The sequence below is a fragment of the Erwinia persicina genome (genome assembly GCF_014838825.1).
Classification (GTDB): Bacteria; Pseudomonadota; Gammaproteobacteria; order Enterobacterales; family Enterobacteriaceae; genus Erwinia; species Erwinia persicina_A.
Window position 1 is genome coordinate 192,258 of the sequence record NZ_JACYMO010000005.1, and the last position, 17,475, is coordinate 209,732.

Genomic DNA, 17,475 nt, shown 5'->3' on the forward strand with positions numbered 1-17,475 from the left:
CTGAAAAAGAGGGGGGATTACTGCGCCGGGCGCGCCTCGCGCCAGTAGCCGATCAGCGTCAGATAGTTGTTCTTCACCTTTTCGATCAGTCCGGCATCGTCCAGCTCACCCTGCAGCCACTGGCGTGATGGCTGGCCGAAGATGGTCCGCCCGACAGCAAAGCCCTTGACCCACGGGGATTTTGCGGCGGCGGCGAAGCCTGCTTTCAACTCCTCTTCCGGCGCATCCAGACCCAGCAGCAGGATGCCCCGGCAGTGTGGATCGTGCTGTTCAATCAGCGCACTGATCGCTTCCCAGCTGGCGTGGGACAGCGGCGGCAGTTTCCACCAGTCAGGCTGAATGCCCAGGCTGTAGAAGTGAGTGAGGATCTCCAGATAGTATTTCTCATCCTTATCCGGATGGCTTTCCGGCAGGATCACTTCCAGCAGCAACTCGTGACCGGACTTGTTACAGCCGTTCCACACGTCGAGGATCAGATCGTCCTGCTCTTTGCGCAGTTCCGCGCTGTCTTTCGGATGATAGAAGGTCAGACATTTGACCACGTGCTCCTGCGGCCAGTCGATCAGCTGGGAACCAATATTACCGTGTTCCAGACGCAGCGGCCGCGAGCTCGGCAGCTCGATCGGGCGACCGATCCACCAGCCTTTACCGGTGATGGCATTCAGCGCCGGCTGACCGTAAGTGGTATCGGCGAGGATGCCGCAGCGACCGTCGTCCAGACCGGCTTCCTTCGCCGCCGCCTCGGCCCCCTGCAGCAGCAGTAGCTTCAGGTCAGGGATACGTGACGCGTCAACGCCCGCTTCTGCCGCCATATCAGCCAGCTGTTTGCGGTGGTCAAAGGCAAAAATATTCAGTTCGTGCCACTGCTGCTTGCGGGTCGTGACGCGATGCAGATGGTTGAGACGACTGTCAAGATCCGGCCGTTTCACATCATTATCACGGCCGAGGAAGTCGTCCAGTTCTTCTTTGGTTGGCATCGCAGGCGCACAGCCGTGACGTGACACCACCAGCGCACCGCAGGCGTTGGCATAACGGCAGGCCTGTTCCCAGCTCTCATCGTTCAGCCAGCCGCGCAGCAGACCGGACATAAAGGCGTCGCCTGCACCCAGTACGTTCAGCACTTCCACACGCACGCCTGTTTGCAGCGTGGTCTGATCCCAGCTGTCCGGGATCTCGCCTTCAAACACTACACAGCCCAGCGGGCCGCGTTTGCACACCAGGGTGGCCTGGGTGGCTTTACGCACGTTTTTCAGTGCCGTCAGGCTGTCGGTGCTGCCCCCGGCGATATGGAACTCTTCTTCCGTTCCCACCACCAGGTCGAAATAGTGCAGCACTTCCTGCAGCTGCTGCGTTACGCGCTCTGACTCCACAAAGCGCGTTTCGCCATCACCCAGTGAGGTCAGGCCCCACAGTACCGGGCGGTAGTCGATATCCAGCGCGGTACGCAGGCCGTGACGACGGGCAATCTCCAGCGCTTTCAGCACCGCAGCACGGGTGTCCGGGTGTGACAGATGCGTTCCGGTGACCGCCACGGCCCGGGCAGAGGCAATATACTCTTCCTGAATATCGTCCGGTACCAGGCCCATATCGGCACAGTTATCGCGATAGAACACCAGCGGGAAGGTTTCCTGATCCTTGATGCCGAGGATCACCAGACCCGTCAGACGGGTTTTGTCGGTGATCAGGCTCTGAGTATCACAGCCAACGCGTTGTAGCTCTTCACGCAGGAAGCGGCCCATATGTTCATCGCCAACGCGGGCAAGCATGGCGGATTTCAGACCCTGGATTGCAGTGCCGTACGCTACATTTCCTGAGGAGCCACCCAGGTATTTCGCGAAGGTGGTTTCATCTTCCAGGCGCGCGCCAATCTGCTGGCCATAAAGGTCGACGGCGATGCGCCCGATACAAATCACATCAAGGCGCTTCTGTTGTGTACTCATACCTGTTGTTTCCTCTGTTTGTACCCTGCCTGCTGGTCGTTTAACGACAACGTCAGTGGTAGTGGGCAGTGCCGATGCTGTTGAGCCTTCCCGGCAGGTCGGAGCAATAAGCCCGATCGAATCCGGATCTAACATGTCGCAAAGTATGAGGAATAAAAATTCCAAATTCAATATGAAATGAAATTATTACCCCAAAAGTGTGAGGGGGTTAAAACTCTTGTAATGCGGATTTAGCCCCTCGGTAAATGGCCGGTGTTTCAGGCCATTCAAGAGATGTGAGCAGTCTCTCAACTTTCTTAGACCATATTGGCGAACATATTGAAGTGAAACGATTTTTCTCTTTCAGACATCACCGCATTGTTATCGTTTCATTTATGGCTTGTTACTGCCGCTGTGGTGGCGGGTTTTACTGCAGAATTTGATCTCTCTCGCAAAATGAAATGTTTCTTCTGTAATTCTGTTTAGTGAAAAAAATATTTGTTTATAATCGGCTCACGTTTCACTTATAACTGTCGCCGTTTTGTTTCTCTGGCGACCACAAATGCGAACTCCGGTGGACCTGATGATGTGGCCACTGATACCGAAAGGAAGAGCAAATGGGCAAGATCAGATTAACCACAGCACAGGCTCTGGTCAGATTCCTGGATAACCAGTATCTGTCGGTAGATGGCGTTGAAACCAAATTTGTTAAAGGGATCTTTGCCATCTTCGGTCACGGCAACGTGCTCGGCTTAGGCCAGGCGCTGGAGCAGGACAGCGGCGATATGGTGGTGTATCAGGGGCGAAATGAGCAGGGTATGGCGCATGCGGCTATCGGTTTTGCCAAGCAGAAACTTCGCCGAGAGATCATTGCCTGTACCTCCTCCGTCGGGCCGGGTGCCGCCAACATGATCACCGCGGCTGCCACCGCCACGGCGAACCGTATTCCTTTACTGCTGCTGCCGGGCGATGTCTTTGCCACTCGCCAGCCCGACCCGGTTTTACAGCAGATTGAACAGAGTCACGATCTCAGCATCAGCACCAATGATGCCTTCCGCGCCGTCAGCAAATACTGGGACCGCGTCAGCCGCCCGGAACAGTTGATGACCGCCTGTATCAATGCCATGCGCGTACTGACCGACCCGGCAGATACCGGTGCCGTAACAATCTCGCTTCCGCAGGATGTGCAGGGTGAAGCCTATGACTTCCCGGACTACTTCTTCCAGAAACGCGTACACCGTCTGGAACGCCGTCTGCCAACCGAAGGCCAGCTGGCCGATGCGCTGGCGCTGATTGCCGGTAAGAAAAAACCGATGATTATCTGCGGCGGCGGGGTGAAATACTCCGGTGCAGGCGATGCGCTGCGCGCTTTTGCGGAACGCTACAATATCCCGTTTGCGGAAACCCAGGCGGGTAAAGGTACCATTGTTTCTGACCATCCGCTGAATGTGGGGGGCGTCGGTGAGACGGGCTGTCTGGCCGCCAACCTGCTGGCTAAAGAGGCGGACCTGGTGATCGGTATCGGCACGCGTTACACCGACTTTACCACCGCCTCAAAGTGGATCTTCCAGAATCCTGAGGTCAGCTACATCAACATCAACGTCAGTAACTTTGATGCCTACAAGCTTGATGCCGTGCAGGTCGTTGCGGATGCGCAGGAAGCCCTGACCGCGATTGACAGCCGCCTGGCGGAAACCGGCTTCAGCCACGGCTGGGGAGAAAAAGTGGGGCAGGCGCAAAGCAAGCTACTGAAAGAAACGCAGCGCGTTTACAGCTCTGTCTACAGCGGAACTGATTACGTGCCGGAAATAGATGACCATATGGATCGCGACGCGGTGTGGGCCGAGTTTAATCGCCTGACCGACTCGTTCCTGACCCAGTGCAGCGTTCTGGGTACGCTCAATGAACATCTCCCAAAGGATGCAGTGATTGTGGCGGCCGCGGGCAGCCTGCCGGGCGACCTGCAACGCATGTGGCGCACCAAAGATTACAACAGCTATCACGTCGAGTATGGCTACTCCTGCATGGGTTACGAAGTCAACGCTTCCCTGGGCGTTAAGCTCGCGGAACCGCAGCGTGAGGTTTACACCCTGGTGGGGGATGGCTCCTTTATGATGCTGCACTCCGAGCTGGTGACCTCAATCCAGGAGGGGGCGAAGATCAACGTCATCCTGCTGGATAACATGACCAATGGCTGCATTAATAACTTGCAGATGGAACACGGTATGGACAGTTTCACCACCGAGTTCCGCTTCCGTAATGCCAACGGCGGCAAGCTGAACGGCGGTTTTGTGCCGGTCGACTTTGCGGCGATTGCCGCAGGTTACGGTTGCAAAACCTATCGTGTCACCACGCTTGAGCAGCTGGAGGCGGCGTTGACCGATGCGCAGAAACAGACCGTATCAACGCTTATCGATATTAAAGTTCTGCCAAAAACCATGATTCACAAGTACTTCAGCTGGTGGCGCGTAGGTGGTGCCCAGGTGTCCCAATCAGAGCGCGTAGACGCCGTGGCCCGGATGCTGAACGAACATATCGACCAGGCGCGTGAATATTAATTATACCCTTCATTCTTCACGCTGCAGGTGCGTTGGCTGCGCCTGTTCACCCCAGTCACATAGTTATCTATGCTCCTGGGGATTCGCAGGCTTGCCGCCTTCCTGCAGCGAGAATTATTTTGGGTATAAACATTTGTTGTTTATTTAACGGGCATTTTTATTTCGCCCGCTCTTATCCCCCTACATGTAAGGACCTGTTATGACTTTAAAATTAGGTGTAATCGGAACGGGCGCCATCGGCCAGGAACATATTCGTCGTTGCAGCAAAGTGCTGCAGGGTGCGCAGGTGGTTGCCGTCTCTGATATCAACGTGGACGGTGCCAAAGCTGCGCTGGCGCGTATCGGTATTGACGCCGAGGTGTTTGCTAACGGCCACGATGTGGTGACGTCACCGAACGTGGACGCCGTGCTGGTCACCTCCTGGGATCCGACGCACGAAGAGTTCACCCTGGCGGCCATCGCCGCAGGCAAGCCGGTTTTCTGTGAAAAACCGCTGGCGATGAGTGCGGAAGGCTGCCGCCGCGTGGTGGATGCCGAAATCAAATTCGGCAAGCGTCTGGTGCAGGTAGGCTTTATGCGCCCGTACGACAGCGGCTATCGTGCGCTGAAAGACGTGATCACCAAAGGGGAAATCGGCGAGCCGCTGATGCTGCACTGTGCGCACCGTAACCCGACGGTACCAGAGAGCTACACCACCGATATGGCCATCACCAACACACTGATCCACGAACTGGATGTGCTGCGCTGGCTGACCGAAGATGATTACAAATCGGTGCAGGTGGTGTTCCCACGCTCTACCTCGAAAACGCACAGCAAACTGCGCGACCCGCAGGTGGTGCTGTTTGAAACCCGTAAGGGCATCCGCATCGACGTTGAGATCTTCGTTAACTGTGCCTACGGTTACGACATTCAGTGTGAAGTGGTGGGTGAAGAGGGCATCGCTAAACTGCCAGAGCCTTCAGCCGTGCAGATGCGTAAAGACGCCAAGCTGTCGACGTCAATCCTGACCGACTGGAAAGATCGCTTCATCGATGCCTACGACGTGGAACTGCAGGCGTTTATCAACGATGCCACCGCTGGCACACTGACCGGGCCATCCGCCTGGGACGGCTATGCTGCCTCTGTGGCTGCCGATGCCTGTCTGAAAGCGCAGGAGAGCGGTGCGATTGAGCCGGTGGAACTGCCAGAGCGTCCCGCCTTCTACGCTAAATAAATTTTTGGGCGTCTGCAGCGGGCGCGCTCAACCCCCCGTCATCACGGCGGGGGATCACCGCAAAACAGCGTACTGATTTATTCACGGAGAGTCTGATGAAAATTGCCTTTGATGTTGATGTCATCCGGGATATGGGCATCACAAAAATGGTTCACCAGGTGGCTGACTGGGGCTACAAATATATCGAACAGTCCCCGCATCCACAGATCAACCCGTTCTATAAGCATCCTAAAGCCAGTCGCGAGATCATTACCGAGTACAAAAACGCGCTGCGTGAGACCGGGCTGGAGATCTCCTCATTTATCGTGGTGTACCGCTGGTCCGGTCCGGATGAAGCGCGCCGTCAGGCCGCTGTCAGAAACTGGAAACGAATGATTGAGATCGCCGTGGAAACCGGCGTACAGGTAATCAATACCGAGCTTTCCGGTAATCCGAACGAGCCTGAAATCTGTGAAGAGATGTTCTACCGGTCGATGGAAGAACTGCTGCCGATCGTTGAACGCGAAGGCATCCGCATCGAAATCCAGTCCCATCCGTGGGATTTCTGCGAAGAGAGCAACGAAACCGCCGACATGGTGAAATCGTTCCGCAGCGAGAACGTCAAGTATCTTTACAGCGTGCCGCATACCTTCTTTTACGACAAAGGAAAGGGGGATGTGAAAAGCATGCTGGAGTATTCCGGCATCGATCTGTCGCACGTCCTGATTGCCGACACCATGAACCACACCAAACACTGCCGCTATATTGTCAACCCGCCGGGCGTGGATGCGACGATCCACCAGCATGTAGGCGTGGGCGAAGGAGAGGTCGATTTTCAGACGCTGTTCCAGACGCTGCGCGATATGGACTTTGCTAACCGCACCTTCAAAGTTGGCGGCGAGTCGATTATTGCCTCGTCACTGTTTGGCTACCCGGAAAAAATGAACCGTCAGGCAGTCGAAACGCGCGAACTGATCGAACGTGAACTGCTGAGAAAATAATGCAGGGCGGCGAGTGCCGCCCGGTGAACCCCTGAGGCAACACCATGAACAAAGATAACGTCAGACTGGCGATTGCGCCGATTGGCTGGACCAACGATGACATGCCGGAACTTGGCAAAGAGAATACCTTCCAGCAGATCGTCAGTGAAATGGCGCTGGCGGGTTTTACCGGCAGTGAAGTAGGCAGCAAGTACCCGCGCGACCCGGCGATCCTGAAGCCGATGCTCGATATCCGGGGCATTGAAATCGTCAATGCCTGGTTCAGCACCTTCTTTGCCAACGGCGATAAAGCCAAAACCATTGATGAATTCATTAACCATCGTGATTTCCTGCACGCGATGGGGGCGAAAGTGATTGGCTGTTCAGAGCAGAGCCTGAGCATCCAGGGGACGACCAAAGCCGTACTGGAAGAGAAGCCACACTTTACTGATGAACAGTGGCGTCTGACCGCAGAAGGGTACAACGAGCTGGCGAAACTGGCGGCGGAGAAGGGCATGACCGTCGGTCTGCATCACCATATGGGCACGGGCATTCAAACCACCGCCGAGGTGGATCGTTTTATGGCCGAAACCAATGAAGATGTCTACCTGCTGTTTGATACCGGCCACGCTTACTATTCTGAAGGGACGCAGGAAGCCATGCTGGCCATCCTGACGAAGTATCTGCCGCGTATCAACCACGTGCATCTGAAAGACGTGCGCGATGAGGTAGTGGCACAGGTGAAGAGCCAGAAACTGTCCTTCCTGGATGGCGTGAAAAAGGGCACCTTTACCGTACCGGGCGACGGCGTGATTGATTTCGATCCGGTGTTCAAAATCCTCGACGACTTCGGCTATAAAGGCTGGATGGTGGTGGAAGCAGAGCAGGACCCGGCGCTGGCGAACCCGTTTGAATATGCAGTAAAAGCACGCAAGTACATTCGCGAACACGCCGGTCTGTAACCGCCAGGGCGGACAGCAACAGAGGTTTGCCTTTACGCACGGGCCGATCGGTTTATCGATCGGCCCGTGTCACGTCAGGCGATAGTGTTATTTGAGTTCGATGGTGCTGATAATGCTTTCGGCTTCGGTCTGCGCCTGCTGCTGATTGTCCGCAGGCAGAGTGATTTGCAGCGTCAGAAGTTTACCGTCACTTTTACCCAGCACCACGGAAGACCAGGATGACTGGTTGTTGGCTGAGATCACGGTATCCAGCTGCTGGAGCTGCTTGCCCTTCACCGTAATGGATTTGTTGGTCACGACCTGCAGCTGTGGGTCACGGTTGCGCTGTTGGGCTTCCAGGCGACCGGCCAGGACGTCCAGACCTTCGTCAGTACTTTCGCCGTCAATCACGATGATCGCCTTCTGGCCTGATTCATCGGCATAGACGTGCATATTGTTCGCCTGGGTACCAAGCTTACCGCTCTTATCAGACATGCCTGCCGGCAGGGTAAAACTCAGCTTGCCATCCATCAGGGTGACATTCTGATTTGACTGGCTGCTGCTGACGCCATTGTCATCGGCTGCGGCCTTTTCATCTTTCTTACCATCACAGGCAGCCAGGCCGGCTACCAGTACAGCGATTCCGGCATATTTCAGTAAGTTACGCATCAGGGTCCCTTTTCACATTGGTCGCGTAGAATTCAGGCCTTCAATACAATCGTATTCAGCGCCTAAAAGCAACTTAACAACGGTTACCGATAGCACACTAGCCGAAGTTGACTTTCACGCCGTGCGATTTTTCTGCCAGGCGCTTCAGGGCGGCATTCAGCAGGACGCCATAGGCAGGCAGGAAGAACACCATGCAGATAAGCACTTTGAAGCAGTAGTCTACCATCGCAATCTCGACCCAGTGGGTGGCCATAAACAGGTCCGGGCTCTTGTAGAAGGCGATAAAGAAGAAGGCCAGCGTATCGCTGATATTACCGAGAAACATGGCGGCTGCCGGAGCCATCCACCACGCGGCTTTCTGACGCAGGCGGTTAAAAACGTGAATGTCGAGGATCTGACCGAGCGCGTAGGCCATAAAGCTGGCGCAGGCGATGCGGGCGACAAACAGGTTCATCTCTTCCAGCGCCGCAAATCCCTGCCATTCACCCTGATAAAACAGGGCCGAGATGGCATAGGAGATAAACAGGGCCGGGACCATCACCGCGAGAATAATACGCCGGGCCAGCGGAGCGCCAAAAATACGTACCGTCAGGTCAGTGGCCAGGAAGATAAACGGGAAGCTGAAGGCACCCCAGGTGGTGTGCAGGCCAAAAATAGCCACGGGCAGCTGCACCAGATAATTACTGGAGGTGATCACCAGCAGATGGAACAGGGACAGCCAGACCAGCGCATGGGTGCGCTGACGCGTTGAAAAAGCAATCATCGTTGTAAGCCTTTTTAGATTGGGGTGAGGGAACCCATGAACATGTATCTGTGTTTCGCGCAGGCGAATTCGCGGCATATTACCGCGTTGCCCTGCTATTGCAATGGTTAATTTTAACGCAAACGTTATCGTGAAACGCAATCCTTGCACGCACCATGGCCGGCGTTAAAATAGGCGCTGACCTTTATCGAATAATTGAGAATCTCATGAGCGATCTCTTCGCGAATCCCGACCGGACCCTTGATGCGCTAGGCCTGCGCTGTCCTGAACCCGTGATGATGGTGCGCAAAACCGTGCGCCATATGCAGGAGGGAGAAACCCTGTTGATTATCGCCGATGACCCGGCGACGACGCGTGATATCCCCGGTTTTTGCCGTTTTATGGAACATACGCTGGTGGCCCAACATACTGACGCCCTGCCCTATCAGTTCTTACTGAAGAAAGGGGTGTAGCGGGCGACACATGTCCGGTCATCCCATGGCGGGCTGACCCAAAAAGAAGGTCAGCCCGTGCAGTAGGGTGAAAAGGACATCCTGCTATTTCTTACGCAGTAACCGCAGGGCGTTCGCTGTCACTAACGCCGTTGCGCCCGAATCCGCCAGCACTGCCAGCCAGAGCCCGGTGATGCCCATCAGCGTGGTGACCAGGAAGATACCCTTCAGCCCCAGCGCCAGTGCGACGTTCTGGCGAATATTCGCGTGGGTGGCGCGTGACAGGCGGATCATCGCGGCCAGACCATTGAGCCGGTTGTGCGTCAGCGCGGCATCGGCGGTTTCCAGAGCGACATCGCTGCCGCTGCCCATCGCAATACCGACGGTGGCGGCCTTCATAGCGGGCGCATCGTTAATGCCATCCCCGACCATCGCCACCGGCTGCTGCTGATTAAGCAGGCTGATGGCCGTGACTTTGTCCTCTGGTAGCAGGCCCGCGCGGTAATCGATATCCAGCTCACCGGCAATCGCTGCCGCCGCTCGCGGGTTGTCTCCGGTCAGCATCACCGCATGAATACCCAGTGCCCTGATTTCATCCAGCGCCGCCCTGGCATCGGCACGCAGCGTATCACGCAGGGCGATAAGCCCCAGCATCTGCTGGCCGTCGTGTAACACCACCACCGTATTGCCCGCGTTTTCCAGCGCCTCTGTGCGGCCCCGCTCTGCGGTCAGCATCCCGTCCGGCAGTCTGGCCGGTGAGCTGATGGTCAGTAAGCGTCCATTGACTTCCGCTTCAACCCCGCTTCCCGCCAGGGCACGCAGGGCAGTCGCCTGCGGCAGCGTCAGCTGACGCTGCGCTGCGGCCGCCGTGATAGCCTGCGCCAGCGGATGGGACGATCCCTGTTCAATGGCGGCGGCGGTAGCCAGCAGCTGATTTTCGTCCAGGGTGGCCAGCGGCAGGATAGCGGTGACCTGCGGTTTCCCCTCGGTCAGCGTACCGGTTTTATCAAAGGCCATCGTGCGTACGCTGCCCAAACTTTCCAGCGCCGCGCCGCCTTTGATCAGCGCACCACGGCGTGCCGCCGCGGCCAGTCCGGAGGTGATCGCCGCCGGGGTGGAAATAACCAGCGCACACGGGCAGCCAATCAGCAGCAGCGTTAATCCCTTATAGATCCAGGGCTGCCATGCGGCCCCCAGCAGCAGCGGTGGCACCAGTACCACCCCCAGCGCCAGCACGATAATTATCGGTGTGTAGATGCGGCTGAAACGGTCAAGGAAGCGTTCAATGGGCGCACGCCGCTCTTCGGCTTCTTCAATCAGGTGCAGAATACGATCGATGGCACTTTTACCCGGCTCTGACATCACCTCCAACTGGACCAGGCGGTCAACGCTCAGACAGCCGGCGGCGATGGTTTCATTCTGCTGGCGTTCCACCGGCACCGATTCCCCGGTCAGCGCACTTTCATCAAAGCTGGCGAAGCGGCTCAGCAGCTTCGCATCCGCTGGCAGGCGGGCACCGGCGGCCACTTCAATCACGTCGCCGGGGCGTAAATCGCTGACCGCGACATTTTCCCGCTGCCCCGCCCGCAGGCGAACAGCAGTATCGGGTTTCAGCGCCATCAGCGCCGTCACCCCTTTGCGCGCGCGACCGGCGGCAAACGATTCCAGCCGCTCCCCGAGCATAAACAGCAGCAGCACCATTGCCGCCTCGGCAGTGGCACCGATAAACAGGGCACCGACCGCAGCTACGGTCATCAGGGTTTCAATGCTGAACGGCGACCCGCTGCGCATCAGGCGCAGGGCGCTGCGGCCAATCGGCCAGACGCCAAATAGCGTGGTGGCGATAAAAGCGATCTGGCCCGCCGGATGATCAATACTTTCCAGCAGCCAGCTCACTGCCATCATCAGTGTGAGTACGATCAGGCTGAGGTTTTCCTGCCAGAGGCTTTTTTCAACGGCTGGCGGTGCGGCGACATCACTGCGCTGTAGCTTGAACCCGGCCTGCGACACGGCCTGTTCAACGGCATCACGAACATCGCTGCGGGCATCGACCAGCAGTTTTTCGCTGGCGAATGCCACGCGGGCCTGAACGATTTCCGGCAGCTGTTTTATTGCGGTTTCGACCTTGCGCGCGCAGGCCGGGCAGTCCATTCCCTTCACCTGCCAGGTAAATCGAACATCGCCCGAGGGCCTGTCGCCCTCATCATCGGGGTCGTCTCCCGAATGGCAGGCCGTATCTTCACAGCAGGGTGATGCGGTGCCAGTTGGGCTGGCGGGGGTGATTTTCTGGATCACTGGACGCGGGCGGGTGCTGCATCCGTGCTGAGTGCTGGCGTGGTGGTGACCACAACCACATGAAGAGTGCTGTTGCATAACGCCTCCTGACCGGTATCGGCGGGCAACACTGCCCGTCGATACCTATCTTACACTCTGGAGTGGACTCCAGAGTCAAGCGTCAGTTCAGCTTATAACCATAAGGAGCGCACGATCATAAAGTGGCCGGCAAAGTAGCAGGCGGCGATCACGGCGCGGTCGGCGCTGAAACGGCGGCGATAATGGCTGACCAGCCAGACAATATTTCCCAGCAGCAGCAGGACGGACCCGGCCATCAGGGTAAAGGTATCGTCGGTAGGTAGCATGAAATACTGTTCCATACCCAGCCAGACCATCAGCAGCGTAACGCCGAAAAAGGTGCAGATCGGCCAGCGTAGCTCTTCCAGTCGGCTCCAGACGGTCGCTGCCACCAGTCCACCAATAATCAGCAGCGCCAGCGGAATGGGCCAGAAGAAGCTCAGCGTCATCTGGCTGGCGAAATAGAGCGTGTACAGCAGGTGGGAAAGGAAGAATGCCCCAATGGCGTACAGCATACGTTTGGTGGGCAGCAGGGTGAGGGCATCCCCGACCAGTGTGGCCAGCACGCCAAGCAGGATCAGATAGTCCGTGGTTTTCAGCACCGGAGCCTGCCAGGCCCAGGCCAGCAGCAGCAGCATGGTGACGGGTTTAAAGACCCAGCGCTGCCACTGTGGGCCGCGATAGGAGGCATCAACATACAGCCAGCCTGAAAAAAGAACCGCAAGGAAAGACCAAATCATATTGTTATCCTTAGATTAAAAACTCCGCAACTCCCAATCAGTTTAGGTGAAGCACGGTGGATGTGACAATGAGAGGGCTCCGGTTGTATCCTGATGCGCACACGATGCACACTGTCCGTTTTTATTTCCGCAGGGAGAAGAAATGCAGCCCCCTCAGATCTTTTTTATCGTACTGGCCATCATTGCTGTTCTGGCTACCCGCCAGTTTATCCGGCAGCGACGCGAGGCAGCGGTTAATGATGCCTCACCGCTGCGCACCCTGGCCGTGGAGGTGAAATCGAAACGCGAATATCCGGCCCCGAACCGCCGTTCACGCCAGCGTGAACACATCCCGGTGGAAGAGATGCGCTACGAGGCCTGGTTTCGTCCGTTAAACGGTGCGGGCGATTTTAAGCTGGTGCTGAATGCCGGAGACTACCACCAGATGGATAAGGGGAGTAAAGGTGAACTGAAGGTGAAAGGGACCCGCTTTATCTCATTTGCGGCCAGTCCCACTGCGTCCTGTTGATACGGTGGGAAAAGATCGCCAGAAAGGGCGTTGTGTCCCTCTGTATGCTCTGCTTTCCCGGTCCGTATCGTCTTGTTGCCACCCAGACCAGGATGTCCGCTTATTGCTTAGGAAAATTCTTTTTTTGCCAGGCCAGCAGTTCAAACACGCCGAAGAAAAATACCTTTGCCTGCATCACACCGCTGAGTTTCTCTGCACCTTTCGGCTGGGTGGTGCGCATCAGCACCAGCTGCAGCCCGTGCATGATCACCATGAAAAACAGCGCAACGTTGACGAAATAGGTCAGGGGTTTCGGGAACGGGTGAACAACGTTAAGCAGTAAAAAGGCCCAGACAAACAGCATCAGCACGCGGCCTGCATTAATCAGCATCGGAAATCTCCCTGGTATGGCGGTGACGGACGTAGAGTCGATAGGCCACCTGTCCGGCAATCTTTTCGCGATGGAGCTGCCAGTTGACCGGGACGGGCGGCAGGCCGTGCTCGACTTCGCTTTCAACATACACTAACGCACCGTCACTCAGCCAGCCGTTATGCTCAAGCAGCTCTACGGTCTGCTCCAGCAGCCCTTTACGGAACGGCGGGTCGATAAAGACCAGCTGATGTTCATCGCCCTTCTGTGCCAGAAACTGCAGCGTGTTGGTGTTCACCACGCGTCCGCTCTTTGCCCCGAGGGTGGCGAGGTTTTTCTCAAGTTGCTGCGCCACCGGGCGCTCCAGCTCAAGCAGGGTGGCGCTGCCCGCGTGACGGGACAGGGCTTCCAGACCGAGTGCGCCACTGCCGGCGTAACAGTCGAGGCATTTTGCCTGCTGTATATCCGCGGCCAGCCAGTTAAATAACGTTTCGCGTACGCGATCGGTGGTCGGGCGCAGGCCCGCGCTGTCCGGAACCGGCAGTTTACGTCCACGCCACTGACCGCCAATAATACGTATTTGCCCGGCTGCGCCGCTGCGGGGTTTCTTATTCATCTTGCTGAACTCTTAATAATTTGTTGCATAGTTTAACGGGCTAACCGGGCGGAGGAAACGTAAAAAGGGTGCTGTGATGCGCTCTGCAGAAAGTGTTAGACTAAGAGATTAATTAACAGATTAATTTTCGTACCGGAACCGTAACGGTTTTTCCCGCGAGGAGTGTGGTTGCACCATGGCAAAGAACAAAAAACGTGGCTTTTTTTCCTGGCTTGGTCTGGGGCGTGAAGAACAGACACCACAGGAAGAGGTAAAAGAAACGTTACCACCACAGCCTGCTGTCGATTCGCCGGCAGAGGCACCTCCTGCCGCCCCAGCGGAGGCGGACGCCGTTGACCGTGCAGAGGCCGAAGCCGCTGCCCGCGCGGAAGCTGAAGCCGCTGCCCGCGCGGAAGCTGAAGCCGCCGCCCGCGCGGAAGCTGAAGCCACCGCCCGCGCCGAAGCTGAAGTCGCTGCCCGCGCCGAAGCTGAAGCCACCGCCCGCGCCGAAGCCGAAGCCGCTGTCCGTGCAGAGGCTGAAGCCGTTGCCCGTGCTGAAGCTGAAGCCGCCGCCCGCGCGGAAGCTGAAGCAGCTGCCCGTGCAGAGGCCGAAGCCGCTGCCCGCGCGGAAGCTGAAGCCGCTGCCCGTGCGGAAGCTGAAGCCGCTGCCCGTGCGGAAGCTGAAGCCGCTGCCCGTGCGGAAGCTGAAGCCGCTGCCCGCGCGGAAGCTGAAGCCGCTGCCCGCGCGGAAGCTGAAGCCGCTGCCCGCGCGGAAGCTGAAGCCGCTGCCCGTGCTGAAGCCGAAGCCGCCGCCCGCGCGGAAGCGGAAGTGCCGCAGCAGGTAGCAGAGCAGGAGCGCCCGACGAAAGAAGGTTTCTTTGCCCGCCTGAAGCGCAGTCTGGTCAAAACCCGTCAGAATCTCGGTTCCGGATTTATCGGCCTGTTCCGCGGCAAGAAAATTGATGACGATCTGTTTGAAGAGCTGGAAGAACAGCTGCTGATTGCGGACGTCGGGGTGGAGACTACGCGCCGGATTATCGCCAGTCTCACCGCACAGGCCAGCCGCAAGGAACTGCGCGACGCCGAAGCGCTTTACGGCATGCTGAAAACGGAGATGGCCGGTATTCTGGCTACCGTGGAAGCGCCTCTGGATGTCAGCGGTAAAACCCCCTTTGTTATCCTGATGGTCGGCGTCAATGGCGTGGGGAAAACCACCACCATTGGTAAGCTGGCCCGCCAGTTCCAGGCGGAAGGGAAGTCCGTGATGCTGGCGGCGGGTGATACCTTCCGTGCCGCCGCCGTTGAGCAGCTTCAGGTGTGGGGTGAACGCAACAACATTCCTGTAGTGGCGCAGCATACCGGTGCGGATTCTGCCTCGGTGATCTTTGACGCCATCCAGGCCGCGAAAGCGCGCCACGTTGACGTGTTAATTGCGGATACGGCCGGACGCCTGCAGAACAAATCGCACCTGATGGAAGAGCTGAAAAAAATCACGCGTGTGATGAAAAAGCTCGACGACCAGGCGCCGCATGAGGTGATGCTGACCATTGATGCCAGCACCGGCCAGAATGCGATCAGCCAGACTAAACTGTTTCATGAGGCCGTTGGCCTGACCGGGATCACCCTGACCAAGCTGGATGGCACGGCAAAAGGGGGGGTGATCTTCTCGGTAGCGGATCAGTTCAACATTCCTATTCGCTATATCGGCGTTGGCGAAGGCATTGAAGATTTACGATCGTTTAAGGCTGACGATTTTATAGAGGCACTTTTTGCCCGAGAGGACTAATTAGGATGATTCGCTTTGAAGAAGTCAGTAAGGCTTATCTCGGCGGTCGGCAAGCGCTGCAGGGGGTTGATTTTCATCTGCAACCCGGCGAAATGGCGTTTCTGACCGGACATTCCGGGGCGGGGAAAAGTACTTTGCTGAAGCTGATCTGTGGCATTGAGCGCCCGAGCGCCGGGCAGATCTGGTTTGGCGGGCACGATATTAGCCGTCTGAAAAGCCGTGAAGTCCCGTTTCTGCGCCGTCAGATTGGTATGATCTTTCAGGATCACCACCTGCTGATGGATCGCACCGTGTACGACAATGTGGCGATCCCGCTGATCATCGCCGGGGCCAGCGGGGAAGATATTCGCCGTCGCGTGTCGGCGGCTCTGGACAAGGTTGGCCTGCTCGACAAAGCGAAAAATTTTCCTATTCAGCTTTCGGGCGGTGAACAGCAGCGCGTGGGTATTGCCCGTGCCGTGGTAAATAAACCGGCGGTGCTGCTGGCGGATGAGCCCACCGGGAACCTGGACGAAGCGCTGTCGGCAGACATTTTGCGTCTGTTTGAAGAGTTCAACCGCGTCGGCGTGACCGTGCTGATGGCAACGCATGATATGGGGCTGATCGGCAGTCGCAATTACCGACTGATGACGCTGAGCCAGGGACGTTTGCACGGAGGTCATCGTGGTCAATAAACGTAATTCACGCCCGGCAGCGGCGGCAAAAACGGTGAAACAGAAGCAGCCGTCAAAGCGTAAAGCGCTGAAGGGCGGCTGGCAGGAGCAGTGGCGTTATGCCATGCATGGTTCGCTGTCCGAGATGTGGCGTCAGCCGCTGGCGACGCTGCTGACAGTGATGGTGATTGCCATCTCTCTGACCCTGCCAAGCGTATGTTATATGGTGTGGAAAAACGTCAGTCAGGCGGCAGATCAATGGTATCCGGCTCCGCAGTTGACCGTCTACCTCAGTAAAACGCTGGATGATGATGCCGCTGAAAATGTCGTGGCCCAGCTGAAAAAAGAAGAGGGCGTCGACAAAGTTAACTATCTGACGCGTGAAGAGGCGCTGGGCGAGTTCCGTAACTGGTCTGGCTTCGGCGGCGCAATGGATATGCTGGAGCAGAACCCGCTGCCTGCTGTGGCGATCATCACGCCCAAGCTCAATTTCCAGAATTCCGGCACCATGGATAGCCTGCGCGATCGTGTATCGAAAGTGCAGGGGATTGATGAAGTGAAGATGGATGACAGCTGGTTTGCCCGCCTCGCGGCGCTGACCGGACTGGTCGGCCAGGTGGCGGCGATGATCGGCATTCTGATGATTGTGGCGGTGTTCCTGGTGATTGGTAACAGCGTGCGCCTGAGCATTTTCGCCCGTCGTGACACCATCAACGTGCAGAAGCTGATTGGCGCGACCGACGGCTTTATCCTGCGGCCGTTTTTATACGGCGGGGCGCTGTTAGGCTTTAGCGGCGCACTGCTGTCGCTGGTGCTGTCAGAAGTGCTGGTCATGCGACTTGAATCGGTGGTCACCCAGGTGGCATCGGTGTTCGGTACGACCTTTGGGCTGCATGGCCTGGCGTGGGATGAAAGCCTGCTGCTGCTGCTGATTGCCGCGATGATTGGCTGGATTGCCGCCTGGCTGGCGACCGTTCAACATTTACGTCGTTTTACGCCTCAGTAACCCCTTCACACGTTTTTTTGATATAATCTTCCT

At 57.2% G+C, this 17,475-nt stretch carries 16 protein-coding genes; 9 read left to right on the top strand and 7 right to left on the bottom strand.

Annotation, left to right across the window (positions count from 1 at the left end; translation table 11 throughout):
• Positions 1-17 precede the first annotated feature (17 nt).
• Complete coding sequence (locus IFU29_RS14330) at positions 18-1,940, bottom strand: bifunctional 5-dehydro-2-deoxygluconokinase/5-dehydro-2-deoxyphosphogluconate aldolase (protein WP_191934517.1); 1,923 nt, start codon at positions 1,938-1,940, stop codon at positions 18-20.
• Positions 1,941-2,536: 596 nt separating this feature from the next.
• On the opposite strand from IFU29_RS14330, the gene iolD reads away from it, so the two are divergent.
• The 4 genes from iolD to iolE all read left to right on the top strand — a co-directional run bounded on the left by iolD (position 2,537) and on the right by iolE (position 7,611).
• Positions 2,537-4,477 (top strand): 3D-(3,5/4)-trihydroxycyclohexane-1,2-dione acylhydrolase (decyclizing), encoded by a 1,941-nt coding sequence (iolD, locus tag IFU29_RS14335; RefSeq protein WP_191934518.1) that lies wholly within the window; start codon positions 2,537-2,539, stop codon positions 4,475-4,477.
• A 199-nt stretch (positions 4,478-4,676) separates the two neighbouring features.
• Positions 4,677-5,690 carry a Gfo/Idh/MocA family protein gene (locus IFU29_RS14340; RefSeq protein ID WP_191934519.1) on the top strand — a complete coding sequence of 338 codons (1,014 nt, stop codon included), beginning with the start codon at positions 4,677-4,679 and terminating at the stop codon, positions 5,688-5,690.
• A 95-nt stretch (positions 5,691-5,785) separates the two neighbouring features.
• Positions 5,786-6,670, top strand: coding sequence for a sugar phosphate isomerase/epimerase family protein (locus IFU29_RS14345; protein ID WP_191934520.1), 885 nt, complete (start codon positions 5,786-5,788; stop codon positions 6,668-6,670).
• A 44-nt stretch (positions 6,671-6,714) separates the two neighbouring features.
• Complete coding sequence (gene iolE, locus IFU29_RS14350; RefSeq protein ID WP_191934521.1) at positions 6,715-7,611, top strand: myo-inosose-2 dehydratase; 897 nt, start codon at positions 6,715-6,717, stop codon at positions 7,609-7,611.
• Positions 7,612-7,698: 87 nt separating this feature from the next.
• On the opposite strand, the gene IFU29_RS14355 is transcribed toward iolE, so the two are convergent.
• Positions 7,699-8,259: a DcrB family lipoprotein gene (locus tag IFU29_RS14355; RefSeq protein ID WP_062748255.1), complete on the bottom strand. Its 561-nt coding sequence runs from the start codon at positions 8,257-8,259 to the stop codon at positions 7,699-7,701.
• Between the two features lie 97 nt (positions 8,260-8,356).
• Positions 8,357-9,022 (bottom strand): 7-cyano-7-deazaguanine/7-aminomethyl-7-deazaguanine transporter, encoded by a 666-nt coding sequence (locus IFU29_RS14360; RefSeq protein ID WP_191934522.1) that lies wholly within the window; start codon positions 9,020-9,022, stop codon positions 8,357-8,359.
• Between the two features lie 206 nt (positions 9,023-9,228).
• Here IFU29_RS14360 and tusA point away from each other — a divergent pair, with 206 nt between their 5' ends.
• Positions 9,229-9,474 (top strand): sulfurtransferase TusA, encoded by a 246-nt coding sequence (tusA, locus tag IFU29_RS14365; protein ID WP_062748262.1) that lies wholly within the window; start codon positions 9,229-9,231, stop codon positions 9,472-9,474.
• Between the two features lie 84 nt (positions 9,475-9,558).
• Here the strand turns inward: tusA and IFU29_RS14370 are convergent, their stop codons facing one another.
• Both IFU29_RS14370 and IFU29_RS14375 read right to left on the bottom strand, forming a co-directional pair.
• Positions 9,559-11,826 carry a zinc/cadmium/mercury/lead-transporting ATPase gene (locus IFU29_RS14370; RefSeq protein ID WP_191934523.1) on the bottom strand — a complete coding sequence of 756 codons (2,268 nt, stop codon included), beginning with the start codon at positions 11,824-11,826 and terminating at the stop codon, positions 9,559-9,561.
• A gap of 92 nt (positions 11,827-11,918) precedes the next feature.
• Positions 11,919-12,545 (bottom strand): lysoplasmalogenase, encoded by a 627-nt coding sequence (locus tag IFU29_RS14375; protein ID WP_191934524.1) that lies wholly within the window; start codon positions 12,543-12,545, stop codon positions 11,919-11,921.
• Positions 12,546-12,687: 142 nt separating this feature from the next.
• Here IFU29_RS14375 and IFU29_RS14380 point away from each other — a divergent pair, with 142 nt between their 5' ends.
• A complete protein-coding gene (locus tag IFU29_RS14380; RefSeq protein ID WP_191934525.1) occupies positions 12,688-13,053 on the top strand; it encodes a DUF2500 domain-containing protein in 366 nt (121 codons plus the stop codon).
• A gap of 100 nt (positions 13,054-13,153) precedes the next feature.
• Here IFU29_RS14380 and IFU29_RS14385 read toward each other — a convergent pair whose 3' ends face one another.
• Both IFU29_RS14385 and rsmD read right to left on the bottom strand, forming a co-directional pair.
• The gene (locus IFU29_RS14385) at positions 13,154-13,423 is read right to left on the bottom strand and encodes a DUF1145 family protein (protein WP_191934526.1); all 270 of its coding nucleotides are present in this window, start codon (positions 13,421-13,423) and stop codon (positions 13,154-13,156) included.
• Positions 13,413-14,018, bottom strand: a complete 606-nt coding sequence (gene rsmD, locus IFU29_RS14390; protein WP_191934527.1) for a 16S rRNA (guanine(966)-N(2))-methyltransferase — start codon at positions 14,016-14,018, stop codon at positions 13,413-13,415. The genes IFU29_RS14385 and rsmD overlap by 11 nt, the downstream gene beginning before the upstream one ends.
• A 175-nt stretch (positions 14,019-14,193) precedes the next feature.
• Here rsmD and ftsY point away from each other — a divergent pair, with 175 nt between their 5' ends.
• The 3 genes from ftsY to ftsX are packed head-to-tail and all read left to right on the top strand — an operon-like array spanning position 14,194 to position 17,442.
• On the top strand, positions 14,194-15,783 hold the full coding sequence (gene ftsY, locus IFU29_RS14395; protein ID WP_191934528.1) for a signal recognition particle-docking protein FtsY: 1,590 nt from the start codon (positions 14,194-14,196) through the stop codon (positions 15,781-15,783).
• Between the two features lie 5 nt (positions 15,784-15,788).
• A complete protein-coding gene (gene ftsE / locus IFU29_RS14400; protein ID WP_191934529.1) occupies positions 15,789-16,457 on the top strand; it encodes a cell division ATP-binding protein FtsE in 669 nt (222 codons plus the stop codon).
• Positions 16,447-17,442 carry a permease-like cell division protein FtsX gene (ftsX, locus tag IFU29_RS14405; protein WP_191934530.1) on the top strand — a complete coding sequence of 332 codons (996 nt, stop codon included), beginning with the start codon at positions 16,447-16,449 and terminating at the stop codon, positions 17,440-17,442. The genes ftsE and ftsX overlap by 11 nt, the downstream gene beginning before the upstream one ends.
• Positions 17,443-17,475: the final 33 nt, after the last annotated feature.